The following is an 18,744-nucleotide window of genomic DNA, read 5'->3' on the forward strand; positions in this document are numbered from 1 at the left end:
TCAGACTATAATAAGCAGAAATGTTAATCCAATGGAGTTAGGTGTAATTAGGAGGATATCGCTATACTGTTATAGCGGACGAAGTTAAAATTGAAGGGACTATTAGATCACTAACACGTTCGACTAAACAGAATATAAAAAATAGTTTTTTATGAAATAGTAATAGGGACATGTAAAGCTATGCAAGTCGAAGTAGAAATTAACTATTATGACGGTTATCCTCCTAACTGTAAATGCATCTGAAATTTCAGAATTAGCATGGAGCACAATCGCGGGTCTTTACGGTCAGGAATCTGTACCGAATGTCCAGCCGAGCTTAGATGGAGAGGATTTTGGTCGGTTTTTGAAAAAATAGGTTGGGTAGTTCCACTGGTAACAGTCAAAGACCTCTTCACGATCCATGTTTTGAATTAAATGAAGATTTTCTAGAAGTTGGATTGAATGTCATGATAGGTTCTACCATACCGTATTTAGGGAAGCCTAGTACTTAACATCTCTGTTGCTTATTCTAATTGCAATCCATTCATTGGATCATGAACTTGATGACCAATGGAACAGTACTAGTTTATTCTTTACTAGTAAATAAGTATGATAGGGTGTATTCAAACGTATGTTAGTGACACACACCTAACATTAATGTAAAGTAAGAAGAAGCAACTCAGAAACTAGGTGAATCGTTTTATGGTTAAAATTTATATTCTTATATTATTGGTCATGTTATTGTGGGGGTTAAATTTATCGGCGCTGAAGGTGCTTGTTGATGCAATTGACCCAATGTTGTTGACCTCTTTTCGAATTATGACTGCAGGGATTGCTGTTTTGGTGATTTGTTCTGTGATGGGGATTCTTCGGTTACCACTCAAGCATGAATGGCTCGTTATTTTTTACATATCTATTTTTAATGTGGTTTTACACCATTCGCTTATAGCTGTTGGGCTAGAGATGACAACAGGTATAAATGGCGGATTAATATTAGGATTGATGCCGCTCGTTACAGTGATGATGGCTGTGATCATTTTGCGTCAGCGTGTCTCGTTGTTAAGAGTATCTGGTTTTATATTGGGTTTTATCGGCGTGGCCGTGACGACTTTGACCGGTGCTGATGGATTGGCGGCTATTTCCTTAGGTGACCTCGTCGTATTTTTAGGTGTCATTGCACAAGGGTTTAGTTTTGTATTGATTAGTAAACTAAAACCGACATTTGACCCACGGTTGGCTACTGGTTATATGCTTGTAATTGGTTCGGTGTTTATCTTTTTATTTAGCCAGGCTTTTGGAGCGGGAATTCAGGAGATTACTTATTTGTTTGACTGGAAGTTGGGATCAGTCTTTTTATTCAGTGCCATTTTAGCATCAGCCTTTGGCCATATGACGTATAATTACGCCATTAAAAAAGTAGGGCCAGCAGAATCAGCCATATTTATTAATCTAAATACGCTTTTTTCGATTATTGGAGCATCTATATTCTTAAATGAAATCATTACTTTGAATCATGTAATTGGATTTATATTGATTTTGAGTGGTGTGTTTATTGGTACTGGTGCTGTGGAGTATATGTTGGGGAAGAGGAAGGAGCGGGAAGTAAAAAGGTAAATATTACAAAAACAGGACTATTGAACCATTTGAAAACTAGTGTATTTGAAGGATAATACACGTAACAACATAAATCGTACGAAATGGCAAAATCGCTGAAAGGTGATGACGCAAAACTACAGGGGCTAACGTCAAACGACTATGCTTGCCAGGTGTCGAACACGATCTCCGTCGATTTATGGGATTCGAAGGGGGAATATGTTTGAGAAAAATTTTCTATCGTAGTAAATATTGTTGGCATCAATTTAAGGTGAGGGAGCTTTCAACTGTGATTTCCGATTGCCTAGATGAGAGGTTCAAACATAAACTAGAAAAGAAAATTAATTATCATGAACAAGCATCCTTGAATTACATAGTGAAACACTAAAAAGTGCCCAAGAGGCGCTTTTTTATTTTGGAAAAATTATCCGACAGAATCAGTGGCAAGTTTAGGAATACTAAGGTAGGAATTCTTAAACTTTCTCATAATATTAGATATAATAGTCTCTTCTACCTGTTCCAACGAGCATACTAGGATAACATTACCATTTATTACAAAATTAAAATAATTCTAATTAATCATGAAGTTGTGATTCTAGTACTCTATAATGAAACTATTAACTAAATGGGAGGAATGTATATGAAGAAGTTTATGAAGTTAGCAATTCCAATAACCTTTGCAGCGACAATGGTCTTATCATCAAGTGTTTTCGCGGATCCACAGTCTAACCCTAATGGTCCTTACATTGAAAATGAACAGAACATCTCGCTTTCCAGCTATATGAGTAATGAAGATTTGTACGAAAAACTTCAAAAGCTAGAAAGCCAATCTAATGGAAAGATGCAGCTTGATATAGCAGGATATTCGAATCAATCCCCAGATGGATATAGTACTGAGGATGATATAGGTGAACCACTCCATGTTGTGAAATTCGGGGATAATGATCCAAACAAAAAGCGAGTACTCATAACTACTCAAATCCATGGAAATGAACAAATTGGAACGGAAGCTGCTTTGGATATTATTCAAAAACTTTCATCAAATGGTAAAGAAGTAAATGAGATTCTGGAAAATGTATCGATTTGGATTATGCCACGTATTAATCCAGAAGGTGCTGATAACGAATATGAGGGAAGCTGGTATCCAATTAGGTATACCCATCAAACCTGGGATCCTGAAGCAATAGATTTGCCAGTCGATACAAGTGCACCTTGGTATTATAACGAAGATGGTAGTGAACGTGCCCAAAATAATAATGGTCGTATCGTTTATGGAATTCCAGGATATGATCAAAATAGGGATTATAACCCTAACTTGGGCTTGAACATTGAAGATCAGGACAAGTCCGAAGTGGCTGACTTCCTAAATAATCGTAGTACAAATAATAGTAGATACGGTGGTTTATATGTAACAGCTGAGGCTAGAACAGTAACGTCTGTATTTGAAGAATTCCAGCCTGATGTTTTTGTAGATGTCCATCACCGTGGATTTAATACTGTATCAGATGAGGATAATCGTTCTGTACCTGTCCAGCTTGCTGCCGTTGTAGCAACTCAAGATTATGAGGATCCTTTCACTGGTAAGACGTATGAGGTAGATGAGGACGTCTTAAAGCTTGGAAAACAAGTAAACGCACTTTCCTACCTTTCTCTACAAAACGGTGAATCCCATTTTGGGGCAATTCAAAAGTATCCTGACGTTAATCTACCAGGAACTGCATTGGGAGCATTTGCATTAAATGATGCTGCTATTATGTTAATTGAAATAAAAGGCCAAAGCCAAACGTTGGGTCAAAAACAAAATGGTATGCTTAAAGAAACGGTTAAGAAGCCACTTTATGAGGTGTTTAAAGGGCTAGCGGATGGAACAATTAATGATGTTGATCCACAAATCTATGATGACATTCCTGAATCTACTAATAGGATTAGTGATCCGACAACTAGGGATGATGATGCATTTTAAAGAAGTTTGATTTGACTCGAAATGTTTATTTTTAAAGAAGTATTTGAAATGAAAGTAGCCACCCCATGTATATTATGGAGGTGGTTACTTTTTATTTTGGGCAGGAAAATGAAGGTTAAATTTTCATTCAACACCGATTCCTACAGATTTTGTAAATGACCTAGAACTTAATGCAAATATGGGGCAAGCTCATGCAACTTTTCTTCTGGAAGTGCTTTTTCGATCATGGGAAAAATTACACGTTCTTCTTTTCGAATATGTGACTCTAGTAACGTGCCCAATTCATGCATGGCATCCAGGTTTTCATCGTTGTTGAGAAGCTTCTCTATTTGGGAACGAATCTTTACATGTTCTAATAGCATTTCTATTATTTCTGGTTGGTTAACATTTGCGTACTGGGCATAGGCGGGTAACAGAATTTCCTCTTCTTCCCGGAAATGGTTTTGGCCATTCGGAATCCAAAACTCTTTAGCCTCTTTCATTATTTCTTCCATTGTTAAACGACTTTCTTCTGTACCAGCACGCTTTAGCTTAAGTGCCAAATGCAAACCAATCATATGGTGGCGTGATAAAGGTTTCAGTGATTCGTGTCGCTTGATGCCTTTTCGCATAGTCATTGGAATTACTCCTTTTTCCACTATTCTCCTATTGGCGATGCTTTTTCCATCATTTCTTCCGGTACATCAATTTCATTGTAGGCATTGAAGTCCGAAAGTGTATAAGTTCCTTTACTGTATTGTTCAATTGATCCTAATTCACCTGTCGTGTTTGCTTCGTATTCATACGTGTATTGTGTCATAAAAAACGTTTCTTTATTGATTTTAATTTCGTAGGTACCACTACTAATTTCCATATTATCATAGTGTTCTTCAAATAAGTCGCTTATCGCACCAAAACTTGAATTCATGATAACAGATTTATAATTTTCACTATCATCAGCAAAGGATATTAAATAATGATCCCCATTATCACTAACTTCAAACGAGTTGCTATGCTCTACGTATTGTTCTATTTGGTCATCTTCAAGCATTTTGTAGTCTTCATATAAATTTCCATATCCAAAATCAGTTGGCATGGAATACCAATTTTCTTCTGAGTTTATATATAACATTCCATCTTTCATGAACATCTCTACACTTCCTTCTTCTGTTTCGCTTGAGACAGAAGTCATATCTGCGTGCATGACAGCCGGATCAGAAAGGATTATTTCCATAGTGAAGTTTGTTTCACTCTTTTCTCTAGTTCCATTAAATGTACTATCATCAATAAAATCACTGACCCCTTTAAAGCTGGTTACTCCTGCCATTGCCTCAGCAGATTTTTGAAGAATACTCGCAACATCCTCTGTAACAACAGGATCACCACTAGCTTCTGTGTCCTCATTTTCTTCTTCATTCGCCTCTTCAGCAGCTTCTTCGTCATTTTGTTCCTGTGTTTGGTCGTTTGATTGAATTTCATCTGAACTAACATCGTTCTCGGTTTCGTCATTACCTGCGCTACAAGCAACTAACAAGAATAAACACGTCGTTATTAATAAAATTATGATCCTTTTCAATAGTGACACCCTCTTTTAGTAGTTTCTTCATATTAAAAAGGTACCACACACTAAGGTGATTTGTGATGTATCCTTAAGTATAACTTTTTGAAATGGAGGGTATCTTCCAAAATTAACGTTTTTTTCTGATTCGCATTGTTCTATATATCGAATTTATGTATAATTCACTTTAACATATACTGAGATTTAATAGTTTACGAGAATAAGGAGCGTTAATATAATCATGCAAAGGCCAATTAAACAAAAATATTATGTACTTATTTTAATTTTTATGACGGCATATCCTTTTCTAGTTTTACCTTTTTGGAATATTTATTATGTTACTTTAATTAAGTTAGTTTATCTAAGCTTATTTGTAATTATTATGTGGTACTTTTTTATTTATCAATGTTTTAGGGAAAAACGACTCCTGGGTGTTCTTCAGACAAAGGGAGAGAAGTTAGCCGTACTATTTTTTCTCCTTATTTGTATATCCACTCTGTTTTCACAGGATCCAATGGTTTCCTTTCTCGGGGGTTTACATAAAGTTCAAGGATTAATTGCTTGGTTTAGCTATATTTCTCTTTTTCTTTTTACATATATATTAATCCCTATTAACAAGCAGGTAAATATTATTCGGTTGGTGGTCTTTGCATCCTTTTTTGTTGGGGTGTATGGAATTGTACAGCATTTTCATCTTGATAGTTTAACAGGTAAGCCAGTAGATAGGAGCTTTGTTAAAAGCTGGGCGGTCTTTGATAACGCCAATTACTTTGGAACGTACCTTGTAATAGTGATCATTCTTGCAATGACTTTGTATCTTTCGGTAGAAAGTCGCAGGGGGTACTTCATTTACTGGATAATCGTATCTACTCTTTTTATATCCTTATTATATACAACGACAAGAGGTGCTTGGATTGGTGCCTTTAGTGGTGTTTTCATTCTTACTGTTTTACTAGTTTGGAAGAGACGGGATATATGGAAGAGATGGGCTATATTGCTTTTTAGCTTATTGTTCTTACTCGTCATCGTTAATGTTAGTGAAGACAATTACATATTTAATAGAATTTTTAGTATTGGTGAGGATGCTAACGCACTTGTTTCAGAGGATGATGGTGATGCTGGAGCAGGCCGTTGGACCCTCTGGAAGACATCTTTTCCTTTAATAAAGGATTACTATTTAATAGGATCAGGACCAAGTACATTTTCTATTGTCTACCCAACGGTGGCTGGAGAGAATAAATTACACGATAATTCCCATAATGAATATCTTGAAACAGCCATAACCTTAGGGGTTCCAGCATTATTGGTATACTTAGCTTTAATGTTTATTATTTTAAAAAGTAGTCTTTCAACTGCCAAACGACTTAACGGCAACGAAGCTATCTTTGCATACGGTTTGATAGCAGCAATAATTGGTTATCTAGTACAAACATTTTTCAATGTTAGTGTTGTCACGGTCGCCCCATTTTTTTGGATGGTATTGGGGATGAGTTATGCTTTTTCGATGAGTAAGAGAGACACCTAGAAAAACTATACAAATTACCTAGTCTGTTTTTGGGTAAATAGATCTATTTTTTTGATAGTATTTAGGGCTTCTTCATTACTTTTAGTTTAAGCTTGATTTAATACTGCAAGAATCCAGTGTTTATGCCATGCTTTACCGATATAAGAACTTATTTGTCAAAATCAGTACTTCTGTAGGATGTATATATTCACATAATGATTTATGATGCATATAAGAGATGAGTCGGAAAATAAATATTTCTGAATCTCGATAAAGGCAAACCCGGTGCAAGCCGGCGACGCAAAACTATAGGGGCTGTGAATATACACGCAGCTAGCCAGTTACCGAAAGATCAGGGAAAGTGTAATTTGATAATTGAATTAGTTTGGCAGGATTTTACATAAATGACTGCATAAACTTGTTAATTGTCGAAGTCACTTGGAAACCCCGCTTTCGGTAGAGGCGGGGTTATTTTTAGTAGATAATAAAGTATAAACTTTTTTATCTACAGTGCAACTTAGGCTTTCGCCATTAAGGCTGGCGATAAGCCAAGTTTTCTAATATACATGGAGGTGAATCTTTGAAGCTAGTAAACCTGAGTAATGATAAAGTGATCGCCGAAACAGTTAATCAAGCGTACAGTTTCGTTAAGAGGTTAAAAGGCTTGATGTTTACGGATAAACTTGAATCAGGTACTGGTGTACACATTAGACCCTGTCAATCCGTACACACGTTCTTCATGAATTACTCCATCGATATTATATACCTAAACAAAGCAAACATAGTAGTTGCAATTGATGAAGCATTACCTCCGGGAAAAGTTGGAGGACGTTACGCTGACGCTGTTTCTGTTATTGAATTACCAACAGGAACCACTGGTAGAACGGAAACAAAAGTCGGAGATGAACTTATTTTTATATCATAAAAAAACTTTAATAAAGGGAGAGATTATGTTGATTAACAAATTAAAAGGCTTGTTTTTAGAAGAAGAAGGACAAGGTATGACTGAGTATGCGATCGTGTTGGGAGTAATTGCTGTTGGAGCTATTGGTGTACTTGTTGCTTTTGGAGACCAACTATCAGTAATTATTGGTGACGTAACTTCTAAAATTACAGGTGGATTTGGTTCATAAAGATCTAAGGATTATATTTTAACAAAAACAGCTTTACACATGTAAAGCTGTTTTTGTAAACCAATAACATTAGAAAGGGGAGCATTGACTTGTTAAATGGATTATTACTAATAGTTTTAGTAATCAGCGTCATAACAGACCTGAAATCACGAAAAATTTATAATAAAGTCATTTTTCCAGCATTGCTTCTTGCCTTTCTATTAAATGGAATCCTTTATGGGTGGTCAGGTCTTTTGGAAAGTTTCTTAGGTTTTCTAACTGGGCTTGGCATTCTATTGATTCCTTATCTGATGGGCGGCATGGGAGCAGGTGATGTCAAACTGTTAGCTTTAGTTGGAGCAGTTAAAGGAGCATCATTTGTATTTATTTCAGCTATATATATGGGTTTGATTGGCGGAGTAATTGGATTAATCGTTTTACTATTTAAAAAAGGTGTATTCAATCGCTTTAAAGCTATCTTCAAATCACTATGCGGCATCAGATACGGTATCAAACCTTCTCTTAAGCCTAACAAAGATGGGCTTCAAGCAACCTTTCCTTATGGAGTTGCGATTGCGGGTGGGGCCATAATGACATTTATGCTTAATGGAGTTGGATCACTATGATTCGTGAGGAAAAAGGGCAATCAATTGTCGAGTTTACGTTAGTTATACCGATCCTTTTACTATTATTAGTCGGTATATTCGATGTGGGTAAGTTGACTTTTGAATATTCTTCGCTTCACTTTTCTGGACAGGAATCAGTAAGAGTAGCAGGTCTAGGGGGGACTTTTGATGAAATTGAAACAAAAGCTCGCAATAGCTTTAATGCCGGCGATGGTACAAAGCTGACTGTCGAACCTCTTCCTCCACCAGATGAGCGTGTGTCTGGGGAATATATAACCATAACGTTAACATACCCCTATCAACCTCTAACACCACTTTTTACAGATCCAATTGAACTTAGTGTTGATTCAACTATTCGTGTAGAGTGAGGGGATTCGCATGAAAAAGTTAAAAGAAATTTTTTTAAAACAAAGTGGCAGTGTACTTGTCCTTGTGGCATTTGCATTTACGGGTCTAATGGGAATGACAGGTCTTGCTATTGATGGTGGCACCATTTATATGAATAAAGCAGAGTTGCAAAAGATAGCAAATGCAGCCGTCTTATCTGGGGCACAGGAGTTAACTTCTGAGGATGAACAAGATGTTAGAGACATCGTGGATGATATTACCATACAACACAATGAGCAAGACACACTTGGTCCAGTAGATATTACAATGAAAGATAGTGTAAAAGTTAACTTGAATAAAACAGTTCCTCTTTCATTTCTAAAGCTATTTGGTATTGATACATTAGATGTACGTGTTGATGCAACAGCTGGTCTTGGTGTCATGGGACGTGCTGTAGGTGCCGTCCCGTTAGGTGTTGAAGAAGATTATAATTTTGAATACGGTGAGACACATTTCTTAAAAGTTGGTTCAGGAGACTCTGACTATGGTGAGTTTGGTATTTTGGGATTAGATGGCCCAGGAGCGAAAACATATGAAGAGACATTTCGAAATGGATTCGATGAAGAATTGGCAATTGGTGACATTGTTAATACAGAATCAGGGAATATTTCAGGTAAAACTAGTGAGGTAGTAGAAGAAAAAATAAATCAATGTGATGACATGAATGATCGAAATTGTGCTAGAATTTTATTAGTTCCAGTATATAAACCATATAATGATGATGGCGGTAAGGTTAAGCAAGTTGAAATTACTGGCTTTGCTTATTTTTATCTTTTGGATCCGACTACTATTGAAGCGGACGATGATACGGTTCCAGGTATTTTTATCGAAAGAACAGGTACAGGCTTTACGGAAACGGGCGCAGTGAATCGTGGAGCTTATAGCATCAAATTAACGGAGTAGGTGACAGACATGCGTTCAAGAATAATATTCCTTTTAGCTTTAATCATGGGAATCATAACAACAATTCTATTTTTTAATTATACCAAACAGTATGAAACAGAAGAGGTTGTCCAACAGCAAGAGACCGTTCAAGTTGTCCAAACGAAAGAAAAGATAGCGGAAAACCAGGTTATTACCGCTGAAGTACTTAAAGTGGTTAATGTGATTAAGGAAAATATTCACCCACAATCGGTTTCGGAAATTTCTGAAGTTGAAGGTAAAATTTCAACTGCAGTAATGGAACAAGGTGAAATTGTCGTAGCACATCGAGTGAAAGATCAGCAAGATGAGAATTTGTTGCTGTCACTTAAAATACAGGATGGATATAGAGCGGTTTCCATCGGAGTTAATCATGTTCAATCCGTTACAAACATGATTGAACCTGAGGATCGTGTGGATGTTTTCTTAACTGAAACTAACGATGATGATGAAATCATTTCTGAGGAGATCTTTTCAGATATTCGTGTCCTTGCTGTAGGTAGGAAAATGAATCCACCACAAAATGAATCAACTTATTCAGAGTACAGTGCCGTAACGTTAGAACTAGAGCCTAATGATGCAAATATGTTAATCAATGCGTCCGCAACAGGGAACATTCACTTTACATTGCATCCCAGTACTATCTCCTCAGGTTCTCAGGATTAGGCGTTTGTCGTATCAAGGAGGAAAGCTTAATGGCAGAAATAAAACAACAAGTGGATAATGGTAAAACAATAGCGGTTTGTGGTGCAAAAGGAGGAATAGGCAGAACGCTAATTTCAGTTAATTTAGCTATTGCCTTAAGCAAAAAAAATCTAAATGTAAACCTGTTAGATGCTGATTTTCAATTTGGAGATGTAAGTGTAGCTATGGATCTGCAACCGTCTTTTACCATGAAAGATGTTGTGGGTGAATTGAAAAGCATAGACGAAAGCTCTATTAATAACTATTTAACTGCCCACTCATCAGGTGTCAGTGTTTTACCGTCCCCAGAAAGACCAGAATTTGCCGAACTCGTTACCACCGATGCATTGTTGCAAGTAGTTGATATGCTACGGAAACAATCTGATTATCTAGTTGTTGATACAGGTATGGGTATCCAGGAACAGACCTTGGATGTGCTGGAACAAGCTGACCAAATACTGGTCGTCACTAATTTGGAAATGACAGCTTTAAAAAGCACAAGGCTAATGCTGGAAACACTAGAGAAGCTAGGGATCCGTGAAAAGGTTATTCTAGTTGTTAATCGATATGATATGGACAGTCTAATTAAAGCAGAAGACGTCCCAGATATGCTAGGATCTAAAGACACGATATTTATCCCCAATGATTTTAAATCAGCCTCCCAATCCTTAAATCTAGGAATTCCTTTAGTTATTAGTCGGTCAAAATCAAATTTATCAAAAGCGTTCTTTAGAATAGCTGAGAAATTAATTTCTAATCATGGTGTTTCGAATGAAGTTAGAAAAAGTAAAAAACGGTCAAAATTATTTTCCAGAAAAAAGTAAAGGAGGGACTGGTGTATGAGTAGTCTTCTTAATCGAATTCAACAAAGAGGTAATGAGGGATCAACGGTTCCAACAAAAGTGAAAGCTACTGACAGTCCTGTTCAACAATCCTCCGTTAGTCAAGAGGTGACTAAAACAGAGAAGCCTCCAAAGAAGCAGGCCTCAAAGAAACCTGTTGAATCAAAACAAAGTGAAAAGCACAAACAGCTGAAAAGTTTATTACATAAGCAAATATTGCAAGAAATGAAGGACAAAGATGATATTGATGCCATCATTCCAAAAATTGACGAAATGGCAATTGAAATTATGAAGGAAGATGAATCATTCCGCGGATCGGTTGATCGAAAAAAGATCGTGGAAGAGCTTAGTAATGATTTAACTGGATTCGGACCGATCAATCCACTTCTTTTAGATGAAGAAGTCTCAGAAGTAATGGTTAATGGGCCAAACCAAGTCTATTGTGAAAGAAATGGAAAACTCGTTCACACAGATGTAACGTTTAGGGACAATGAACATGTCATGCATGTGATTGAACGAATTGTTGCCCCTTTAGGACGTCGTATTGATGAGAGCAGTCCTATGGTTGATGCTCGTTTGCCTGATGGCTCTCGTGTAAACGCGATTATTCCGCCTTTAGCATTAAATGGACCAACCATAACGATTCGGAAATTTTCTGAAGACCCATTTATCATTGATGACCTTGTACATTTTGGTACATTATCAAATGAAATGGCCACTTTTTTAGACGTTTGTGTAAAAGCTAGATTAAATATGTTTGTTAGTGGTGGGACTGGGTCAGGTAAAACAACTACGTTAAACGTTCTATCCAATTTCATCCCAAGTGATGAACGAATTGTAACCATTGAGGATGCAGCAGAGCTTCAGTTAGGCCAGGATCACGTTGTTTCCTTAGAATCCAGACCTCCCAATATTGAAGGAAAAGGTGCGATTATGATTCGCGACTTAGTACGGAACTCACTAAGAATGCGTCCAGATCGGGTTGTTATTGGTGAGGTACGTGGTGCTGAGGCATTAGATATGCTTCAGGCCATGAATACAGGTCATGACGGCTCACTTGCGACAGGTCACTCGAATAGCCCGCGGGACATGATTTCACGACTGGAAACCATGGTACTTATGGCGGGAGTAGATCTTCCCATTAAGGCAATCCGGGAACAAATAGCTGGTGCCATTGATGTGATTATTCAGCAATCTAGACTGAAAGATGGGTCACGGAAAATCACCAAAATAACGGAGGTTCAAGGAATGGAAGGCGATATTATTGTCTTACAGGATATTTTCTCCTTCGATCAAAAAGGCTTGGACGAGAACGGAAAAGTGATTGGGAAATTAGTGCCGACTGGAGTCCGTCCGAAATTTTATGAACGAATGGAGAATTCAGGTATGTTCATTTCGCCGGATGTCTTTATTGAAAAAGAGGAGACTATATGAAAGGCTTGATGCTCGTATTATTTTTTCTGTCCATTTTCTTGTTATTCCAGGCTATTTTGCAACGTTTAGTTCCAGCTAAACAAAACGTAATGGAAAAGAGAATTAATTATTATTTTACCGATCCAGAAAACGTGGAAAAGGAAGACAAAAAGCCTAAGAAAAAGTTGCGTCTTCAATTTAACTTGGATTTTACCAAGCAAAGTGTCCGTAAAAAGTTGTTGACGAAAGATAGAAACAAGAAATTAGAGCTATTATTATACCAAGCTGGAGTACCACTAAAGCCGGAGGAATACGTCATCTTTCAGTGGATCTCAGTTTGTTTAAGTACGGGTATTCTTTATATAATCGTTGACCACATCGTTATCGTACCTTTTGGCGTAATAATCGGTTACCTAATCCCTAAGATAATTATCAAAAGGAAAAAGCATAATCGTGCTAAGTCATTTAATGATGCCTTACCTGAAATGATCGCTTCTGTAGTCGGGGCCTTAAAAGCAGGTTTTAGTTTTCCACAAGCACTCAAATCAGTAGCAGCAGAAGCGCAATCTCCTATGAAAGAAGAAATAGAAACCGTTTTGCGGGAAATGCAATATGGCACAACCATGGATGAAGCGTTGAATAATCTGTATGAACGTATGCCTAGCGAGGATTTGTATTTAATGATTCAAGCCATTCTTATTCAACGACAAGTAGGTGGAAATCTCGCCACTGTTTTGGAAAAGATTGTACAAACGATTAGAGATCGAATTAAGATTCAAGGGCAAATCAGCACGTTAACGGCACAAGGAAAGTTGTCCGGAGCAGTTATTGGTCTGTTACCAGTAGGCATTGGTTTTCTCCTTTATCTGATGCAGCCAGAATATATTGGAAAATTATTCACCCATCCACTAGGAATTGGACTCATGATAGGTGCGGTAGTGTCCTGTTCTGTTGGTTTCTTCCTAATTCAAAAAATAACGACAATAGAGGTGTAATGTCATGCTGTATGTGACCTATTTACTAACACTTTTCTTACTTGTTTTTGGTATAGTTGCTTGGCGAAAAGAGAAGAAGCAGCGGATTAAAAGGAGAATTGCGTCCACATTTCAAACCGATGTAGAGGTGAAAACAAGCAAGCCAACCGATGAAATCAAAAAGCGGTCATTTTCAAGCAGAATAATATCTCCTATTTGGAAACAATTAAAACAGATTTTTAAACGAAATTTATCCAGTGAAAAAAGAGATAAAATTGATATCAAACTACTCAGAGCAGGTAATCCATTTGGCATGACACCAGTTGAGTTTCGCATCATTCAATTGGCAATGTTTGTTTTGCTTCCATTGATATTTGGATTGTATGGCTTTTTGTTGCAATTATCTTTTGGCGTTATCGTATTTTTTTGTATGTTTGGATTGTTTATTGCTACTTTTTTACCGTCGTTCTACTTGAAACAAAAAACACAAGCAAGGAACAAGTTAGCTCTTAGAGAACTGCCTGACTTTTTGGATTTGTTGACCGTTAGTATTGAAGCAGGTTTAGGTTTTGATTCTGCGTTAAGTAAAGTGGTTTCTAAAAAAGATGGCGTGCTATCAATGGAGTTCCAGCGGTGCTTAGAAGAAATGCGTTTAGGTAAAACAAGACGAGAAGCGCTCACGGGTGTGAGAGAACGTGTCACTATTGATGATGTAAAATCATTAATAGGTAGCATTATTCAAGCCGAGCAACTGGGGATTGGGATGGTACAAGTCCTAAATGTTCAGTCTCTAGAAATCAGGGAAAGTAGGAAGCAACGAGCAGAAGAACAAGCAATGAAAGCACCAATCAAAATGCTTTTCCCACTCGTGTTGTTTATCTTCCCTTGTATATTTATCGTTATATTAGGGCCAGTAGTGATTGATCTGATTGAGACATTGTTGTAGTTTTGGGGGGTGCCTGTCACTTCCTGGTTTATGTTGAAATATGTCGAAAGCAGATCATTAGTTTTATAGAAGGTGTAGGCGTTTGTGTGTGGGAGAAAGAAGTACAAGAAAATTCGGGACAAAGATATGTTATATTATTACTAATACATACGACGACATAAATGAAAGAAAAAGAGAATAACATGATTGTACCTGTACAACTATTATATGTGACCGCTTGTGAATCAGATCAACGACGTCATCCTGGAAGGGAATGAACAAGCTTTAGCCATGCAAGTATGCTAGTACGATATAAGGATATTGTTCCTGGTACTGATGCTATTTGAGTTCGCAAAACTGAGAAATATAATGCTAGTAAAACTAACGTTGACTGATTGAGTCATTTGAAATACTGTTAATCTGAGAGTAAAGGATTAACAGTATTTTTATATCATTATCTGCGCTATCAGTTGAGAGGTGGAAAAAGTGATTTGGTTTTTATTGTTTTTGTTAGGAATTATTGGGGGGACATTTGGTAGCCTTGTAGGACTTGGAGGAGGAATTATTATCGTTCCGACTCTCTTATTCCTGGATAATAGTTTTGATATACTTAATGAAATGGGTCCTCAAAAAATTGTAGGAACAACTATTTTAGTATTGTTGACTACTGGATTATCATCAACATTATCATATTTCAAACAAAAAAAAGTTGATTTCATGAGTGGTATGATATTTTTTATCGGTAGTGGTCCAGGTGCTTATGTTGGTGCTGTGGTAAACAAACATGTTGATGTTAGCCTATTTTCTCTATTATTTGGTGTTTTAATGATCATTATTTCGATTATAATGACGTTTAAGAAATCGATGAGACCAATTGGCATCATGAATCAAGGAATACCACACTATTATATAGAAGGTTCTGGTAACGTATTGATTTATAGATATTCTCCTATTGTGGCAATTATATGTTGTTTTTTCATAGGTATGTTATCTGGACTCTTCGGGATAGGTGGAGGAGCATTAATGGTGCCGTTAATGTTATTAGTATTTGGTTTCCCAGTTTCGATTGCAGTAGCAACTTCTATGTTTATGGTTTTCTTATCCGCAATTTCCGGTTCAATAGCACATATTACGTTAGGGAATGTGGAATGGTTTTATGCGATAGCATTAGTTCCCGGAGCATGGTTTGGTGGAAAATGCGGTGCATGGCTAAACAACAAGTTGAAAACCAGGACAGTTATGGTCGTGTTTCGGATCCTTGTCGTAGTAGCGGGTATTCGATTGATTTTAGGTTCAAATTGATAGGGGTGTCAAAAAGATTATTAACGCGTATGAGCAGGTAGATGCATAGAAAGGGAGGTAGGATTAACTGAATTTCTTACTAAGATTTAAAAGGAGTGAATACTAATGAAAGTGTCTTTATTTGTCACTTGCCTTGGGGAAATATTTTATCAGGATGTTGCTAAAGACGTGGTGGAAGTACTAGAGAGACTTGGTTGTGAAATTGATTTACCAGGAGGACAGATATGTTGTGGTCAACCTGCATATAACAGTGGTTATCGAAAAGACGCTCAAAAGGCGGCAAAACAGATGATTACCAGTTTTGAAGACTCTGAATACATTGTAGCCCCTTCTGGTTCCTGTGCAGCAATGGTCAAAGAGTATCCAAGTCTGTTTAAAGAGGACAGCGAATGGCAGGAAAGGGCTAGAGCTGTTGCAGAGAAAACCTATGAGTTTACGCAATTCATTGTACATGTTCTCGGCGTTGAGGATGTGGGAGCTGTTTATCGAGCACGTGCTACATATCATACTTCTTGTCACATGCTCAGATTGCTAAAGGAGACAGAGGCTCCATTTAAACTTTTGAAAAATATAAGAGGTCTTGAATTACTACCACTTAAAAACAGCTATGATTGCTGTGGTTTTGGGGGTACTTTTGCGGTGAAGATGGTACCTATTTCGGAACAAATGGTTGATGAAAAGGTTAGGCATGTTGAAGAATCTTCAGCAGATGTTCTGATTGCTGCTGATAGCGGTTGCCTTATGAACATAAAAGGACGGATTGATCGTAAAGGACTACCAATTGAAGTGAAGCACATTGCTCAACTATTAAATACACTTGCCTAAGGGAGGTAGTATATATGCCAATGAAAATTGGAGAAAAGTCATTTTTTGATCGGGTAGATGATGGGTTGCAGGATGATTTCATGCGTAATGCTATGGCATCTGCGCAGGACAGGTTACGTGATAAAAAACTTGATGCTACCGAAAGAGATGAACAAATTGGTGATTGGGAGCAATGGCGGAGTGCGGGTGAAGAAATTCGCAGTCATACGTTAGAAAACCTTGACTATTACCTGGATCAGTTAAGTGAAAATTTTGCTGAACTTGGTGGACATGTATATTTTGCTAAAACAGCAGAAGACGCTAACCACTATATTCAAGAAGTTGCAAAGAAAAAAAACGCCAAAAATGTGACCAAATCAAAATCAATGGTTACCGAAGAAATTGGTCTAAATGAAGCGTTGGAAGAAGTTGGATGTCGTGTACATGAAACCGATCTTGCTGAATATATTTTGCAGGTGGACGATAAAGATCGACCTTCTCATATTGTTGTTCCATCACTTCATAAAAATAAAGAGCAAATTCGCGACACCTTCCAAACAAAAGTAGGGTACACCGGTACGGAAGAACCCCGTGAACTAACAGCTTTCGCCCGAAGTCAGCTTCGCGAGGTATTTATGGAGGCCGATATTGGGGTTACCGGTTGCAACTTTGCTGTCGCGGAGTCTGGTTCTATCTCGCTTGCAACCAACGAGGGGAACGCTAATATGGTCACAACTTACCCGGATACGCAGATAACGGTAATGGGTATGGAACGGTTGGTACCAACATGGGAGGAACTGGATGTTTTAATAAATCTATTAAGCAGAAGTGCGGTGGGGCAAAAGATAACCACGTATGTGACGAATTTGACTCCTAGAGTGGAGGAAGAATGTGTTGACGCACCAAAGGAATTTCACCTTGTCATTTTGGATGCAGGACGTTCGAATGCGTTAGGTACAGAGTTTCAATCGGCTCTTCATTGTATACGATGCGCGGCCTGTGTAAATGTTTGTCCTGTTTACCGGCACATTGGTGGGCATGCATACGGTTCGATTTACCAAGGGCCAATCGGTGCAGTACTATCCCCAATTCTTGGCGGTTATGAGGAATATGGAGAACTTCCTTTTGCATCCAGTCTTTGTGCTGCATGTACGGAAGCTTGTCCTGTTAAAATCCCACTCCACGAACAATTAATCAAACATCGGGAAAATTATGTGAATCAATCGATGGCAAAAACAAGTGAAAAGGTAGCGATGAAAGCATTTGGAATTGGTGCAAGTACACCATCTCTATTTCAAATAGCTGTTAAAGGTGCACCAACATTCCTGAAGCCGTTCGTAAAAGATGGAAAAGTCACAAAAGGACCAGGGCCAATGAAACCGTGGACAGCTATTCGTGAATTTCCGGCACCAGGAAAAGATAATTTTAGAAGCTGGTTTAAGAAACACCAAAAAGGGAGGCGCTAGCCAATGGCCAAAGGTACCATTTACAATAAAGAACCTTTTTTAAATCAAGTTGCCGATAAGCTTGGTCGGGAGCGAAAAGACCATGTTTCCCTTCCGAAGTGGAAGCACCTACCACAATGGGAGGTTTACAAACATGATTCCACAGAGAAATTATTGGCTACTCTTCAAAAAAACAGTAAAGCCAAGAATGTTGATGTGGTGGAAACAGACCAATCGATGTTAGCTGAAACGATACAAAAGGTTATCAAGGATTATGGTGGGGGGTCTATTGTCACAACAAAGGATGCTCGATTTGCAGAATACGGGCTTACATCTGCATTTGATAATAGCCAAACGCATATATGGGACACGGCAGTAGGTAAAGAAAATATTGAAAAAGCTAAAGAAGCTAACTTGGGAATATTTTTTAGTGATATAAGCTTGGCCGAGTCAGGTACGATTGTTCAATTCAATGATAAAGATGTTGCTCGTTCCGTAAGTCTGTTGCCGACTACCTACATTGCTATTGTTCCAAAGTCTTCAATCGTACCACGAATGACCCAAGCTACTCATGAGATTCATAGACTTGTTAAGGCAGGCAAGGAAATTGCAACGTGTATCAATTTTATTTCTGGTCCCAGCAATAGTGCTGATATTGAGATGGACATTGTTGTTGGGGTGCATGGACCGGTTAAGGCAGTATATCTATTGGTGGAGGACCGGTAATTATCAC

General features: G+C 37.7%; 19 protein-coding genes and 2 riboswitches. Of the genes, 17 read left to right on the forward strand and 2 right to left on the reverse strand.

Going from position 1 to position 18,744, the window contains the following annotated elements; translation table 11 throughout:
- Window positions 1-681 precede the first annotated feature (681 nt).
- On the forward strand, window positions 682-1,593 hold the full coding sequence (locus ACFQ3N_RS02745; protein ID WP_390359311.1) for a DMT family transporter: 912 nt from the start codon (window positions 682-684) through the stop codon (window positions 1,591-1,593).
- A 75-nt stretch (window positions 1,594-1,668) separates the two neighbouring features.
- Window positions 1,669-1,753, forward strand: a riboswitch (cyclic di-GMP riboswitch).
- 459 nt (window positions 1,754-2,212) lie between these two features.
- The gene (locus ACFQ3N_RS02750) at window positions 2,213-3,535 is read left to right on the forward strand and encodes a M14 family zinc carboxypeptidase (RefSeq protein ID WP_390359313.1); all 1,323 of its coding nucleotides are present in this window, start codon (window positions 2,213-2,215) and stop codon (window positions 3,533-3,535) included.
- A gap of 167 nt (window positions 3,536-3,702) precedes the next feature.
- Here the strand turns inward: ACFQ3N_RS02750 and ACFQ3N_RS02755 are convergent, their stop codons facing one another.
- A complete protein-coding gene (locus ACFQ3N_RS02755; protein WP_390359315.1) occupies window positions 3,703-4,152 on the reverse strand; it encodes a hemerythrin domain-containing protein in 450 nt (149 codons plus the stop codon).
- 20 nt (window positions 4,153-4,172) lie between these two features.
- A complete protein-coding gene (locus ACFQ3N_RS02760; protein ID WP_390359317.1) occupies window positions 4,173-5,090 on the reverse strand; it encodes a DUF6612 family protein in 918 nt (305 codons plus the stop codon).
- Between the two features lie 223 nt (window positions 5,091-5,313).
- On the opposite strand from ACFQ3N_RS02760, the gene ACFQ3N_RS02765 reads away from it, so the two are divergent.
- The 15 genes from ACFQ3N_RS02765 to ACFQ3N_RS02835 all read left to right on the forward strand — a co-directional run bounded on the left by ACFQ3N_RS02765 (window position 5,314) and on the right by ACFQ3N_RS02835 (window position 18,737).
- Window positions 5,314-6,597, forward strand: a complete 1,284-nt coding sequence (locus ACFQ3N_RS02765; protein ID WP_390359319.1) for an O-antigen ligase family protein — start codon at window positions 5,314-5,316, stop codon at window positions 6,595-6,597.
- Between the two features lie 244 nt (window positions 6,598-6,841).
- Window positions 6,842-6,925: riboswitch (cyclic di-GMP riboswitch) on the forward strand.
- Window positions 6,926-7,156: 231 nt separating this feature from the next.
- Window positions 7,157-7,501, forward strand: coding sequence for a DUF192 domain-containing protein (locus ACFQ3N_RS02770; RefSeq protein ID WP_390359321.1), 345 nt, complete (start codon window positions 7,157-7,159; stop codon window positions 7,499-7,501).
- Between the two features lie 28 nt (window positions 7,502-7,529).
- Entirely contained in the window at window positions 7,530-7,709 is a 180-nt protein-coding gene (locus ACFQ3N_RS02775; protein ID WP_390359323.1) for a Flp family type IVb pilin, read from the forward strand.
- Between the two features lie 89 nt (window positions 7,710-7,798).
- Complete coding sequence (locus ACFQ3N_RS02780; RefSeq protein ID WP_390359325.1) at window positions 7,799-8,314, forward strand: A24 family peptidase; 516 nt, start codon at window positions 7,799-7,801, stop codon at window positions 8,312-8,314.
- Window positions 8,311-8,682 carry a TadE/TadG family type IV pilus assembly protein gene (locus ACFQ3N_RS02785; RefSeq protein ID WP_390359327.1) on the forward strand — a complete coding sequence of 124 codons (372 nt, stop codon included), beginning with the start codon at window positions 8,311-8,313 and terminating at the stop codon, window positions 8,680-8,682. The genes ACFQ3N_RS02780 and ACFQ3N_RS02785 overlap by 4 nt, the downstream gene beginning before the upstream one ends.
- A 10-nt stretch (window positions 8,683-8,692) precedes the next feature.
- Complete coding sequence (locus ACFQ3N_RS02790) at window positions 8,693-9,604, forward strand: pilus assembly protein TadG-related protein (RefSeq protein ID WP_390359329.1); 912 nt, start codon at window positions 8,693-8,695, stop codon at window positions 9,602-9,604.
- A 9-nt stretch (window positions 9,605-9,613) separates the two neighbouring features.
- The gene (cpaB, locus tag ACFQ3N_RS02795; RefSeq protein ID WP_390359331.1) at window positions 9,614-10,288 is read left to right on the forward strand and encodes a Flp pilus assembly protein CpaB; all 675 of its coding nucleotides are present in this window, start codon (window positions 9,614-9,616) and stop codon (window positions 10,286-10,288) included.
- A gap of 29 nt (window positions 10,289-10,317) precedes the next feature.
- On the forward strand, window positions 10,318-11,130 hold the full coding sequence (locus ACFQ3N_RS02800) for an AAA family ATPase (RefSeq protein ID WP_390359332.1): 813 nt from the start codon (window positions 10,318-10,320) through the stop codon (window positions 11,128-11,130).
- Between the two features lie 15 nt (window positions 11,131-11,145).
- Window positions 11,146-12,582, forward strand: coding sequence for a CpaF family protein (locus ACFQ3N_RS02805; RefSeq protein WP_390359334.1), 1,437 nt, complete (start codon window positions 11,146-11,148; stop codon window positions 12,580-12,582).
- Window positions 12,579-13,556 carry a type II secretion system F family protein gene (locus tag ACFQ3N_RS02810; RefSeq protein ID WP_390359336.1) on the forward strand — a complete coding sequence of 326 codons (978 nt, stop codon included), beginning with the start codon at window positions 12,579-12,581 and terminating at the stop codon, window positions 13,554-13,556. The genes ACFQ3N_RS02805 and ACFQ3N_RS02810 overlap by 4 nt, the downstream gene beginning before the upstream one ends.
- Window positions 13,557-13,560: 4 nt before the next feature.
- The gene (locus ACFQ3N_RS02815; RefSeq protein WP_390359338.1) at window positions 13,561-14,481 is read left to right on the forward strand and encodes a type II secretion system F family protein; all 921 of its coding nucleotides are present in this window, start codon (window positions 13,561-13,563) and stop codon (window positions 14,479-14,481) included.
- A 465-nt stretch (window positions 14,482-14,946) separates the two neighbouring features.
- On the forward strand, window positions 14,947-15,762 hold the full coding sequence (locus ACFQ3N_RS02820) for a sulfite exporter TauE/SafE family protein (RefSeq protein WP_390359340.1): 816 nt from the start codon (window positions 14,947-14,949) through the stop codon (window positions 15,760-15,762).
- Between the two features lie 105 nt (window positions 15,763-15,867).
- Entirely contained in the window at window positions 15,868-16,587 is a 720-nt protein-coding gene (locus ACFQ3N_RS02825) for a (Fe-S)-binding protein (RefSeq protein WP_390359342.1), read from the forward strand.
- 14 nt (window positions 16,588-16,601) lie between these two features.
- Window positions 16,602-18,032, forward strand: a complete 1,431-nt coding sequence (locus ACFQ3N_RS02830; RefSeq protein WP_390359344.1) for a LutB/LldF family L-lactate oxidation iron-sulfur protein — start codon at window positions 16,602-16,604, stop codon at window positions 18,030-18,032.
- A gap of 3 nt (window positions 18,033-18,035) precedes the next feature.
- On the forward strand, window positions 18,036-18,737 hold the full coding sequence (locus ACFQ3N_RS02835; RefSeq protein WP_390359346.1) for a LutC/YkgG family protein: 702 nt from the start codon (window positions 18,036-18,038) through the stop codon (window positions 18,735-18,737).
- Window positions 18,738-18,744: the final 7 nt, after the last annotated feature.

The organism is Virgibacillus byunsanensis, from assembly GCF_042675965.1.
In the GTDB taxonomy this organism is placed as follows: Bacteria; Bacillota; Bacilli; order Bacillales; family Amphibacillaceae; genus Virgibacillus_R; species Virgibacillus_R byunsanensis.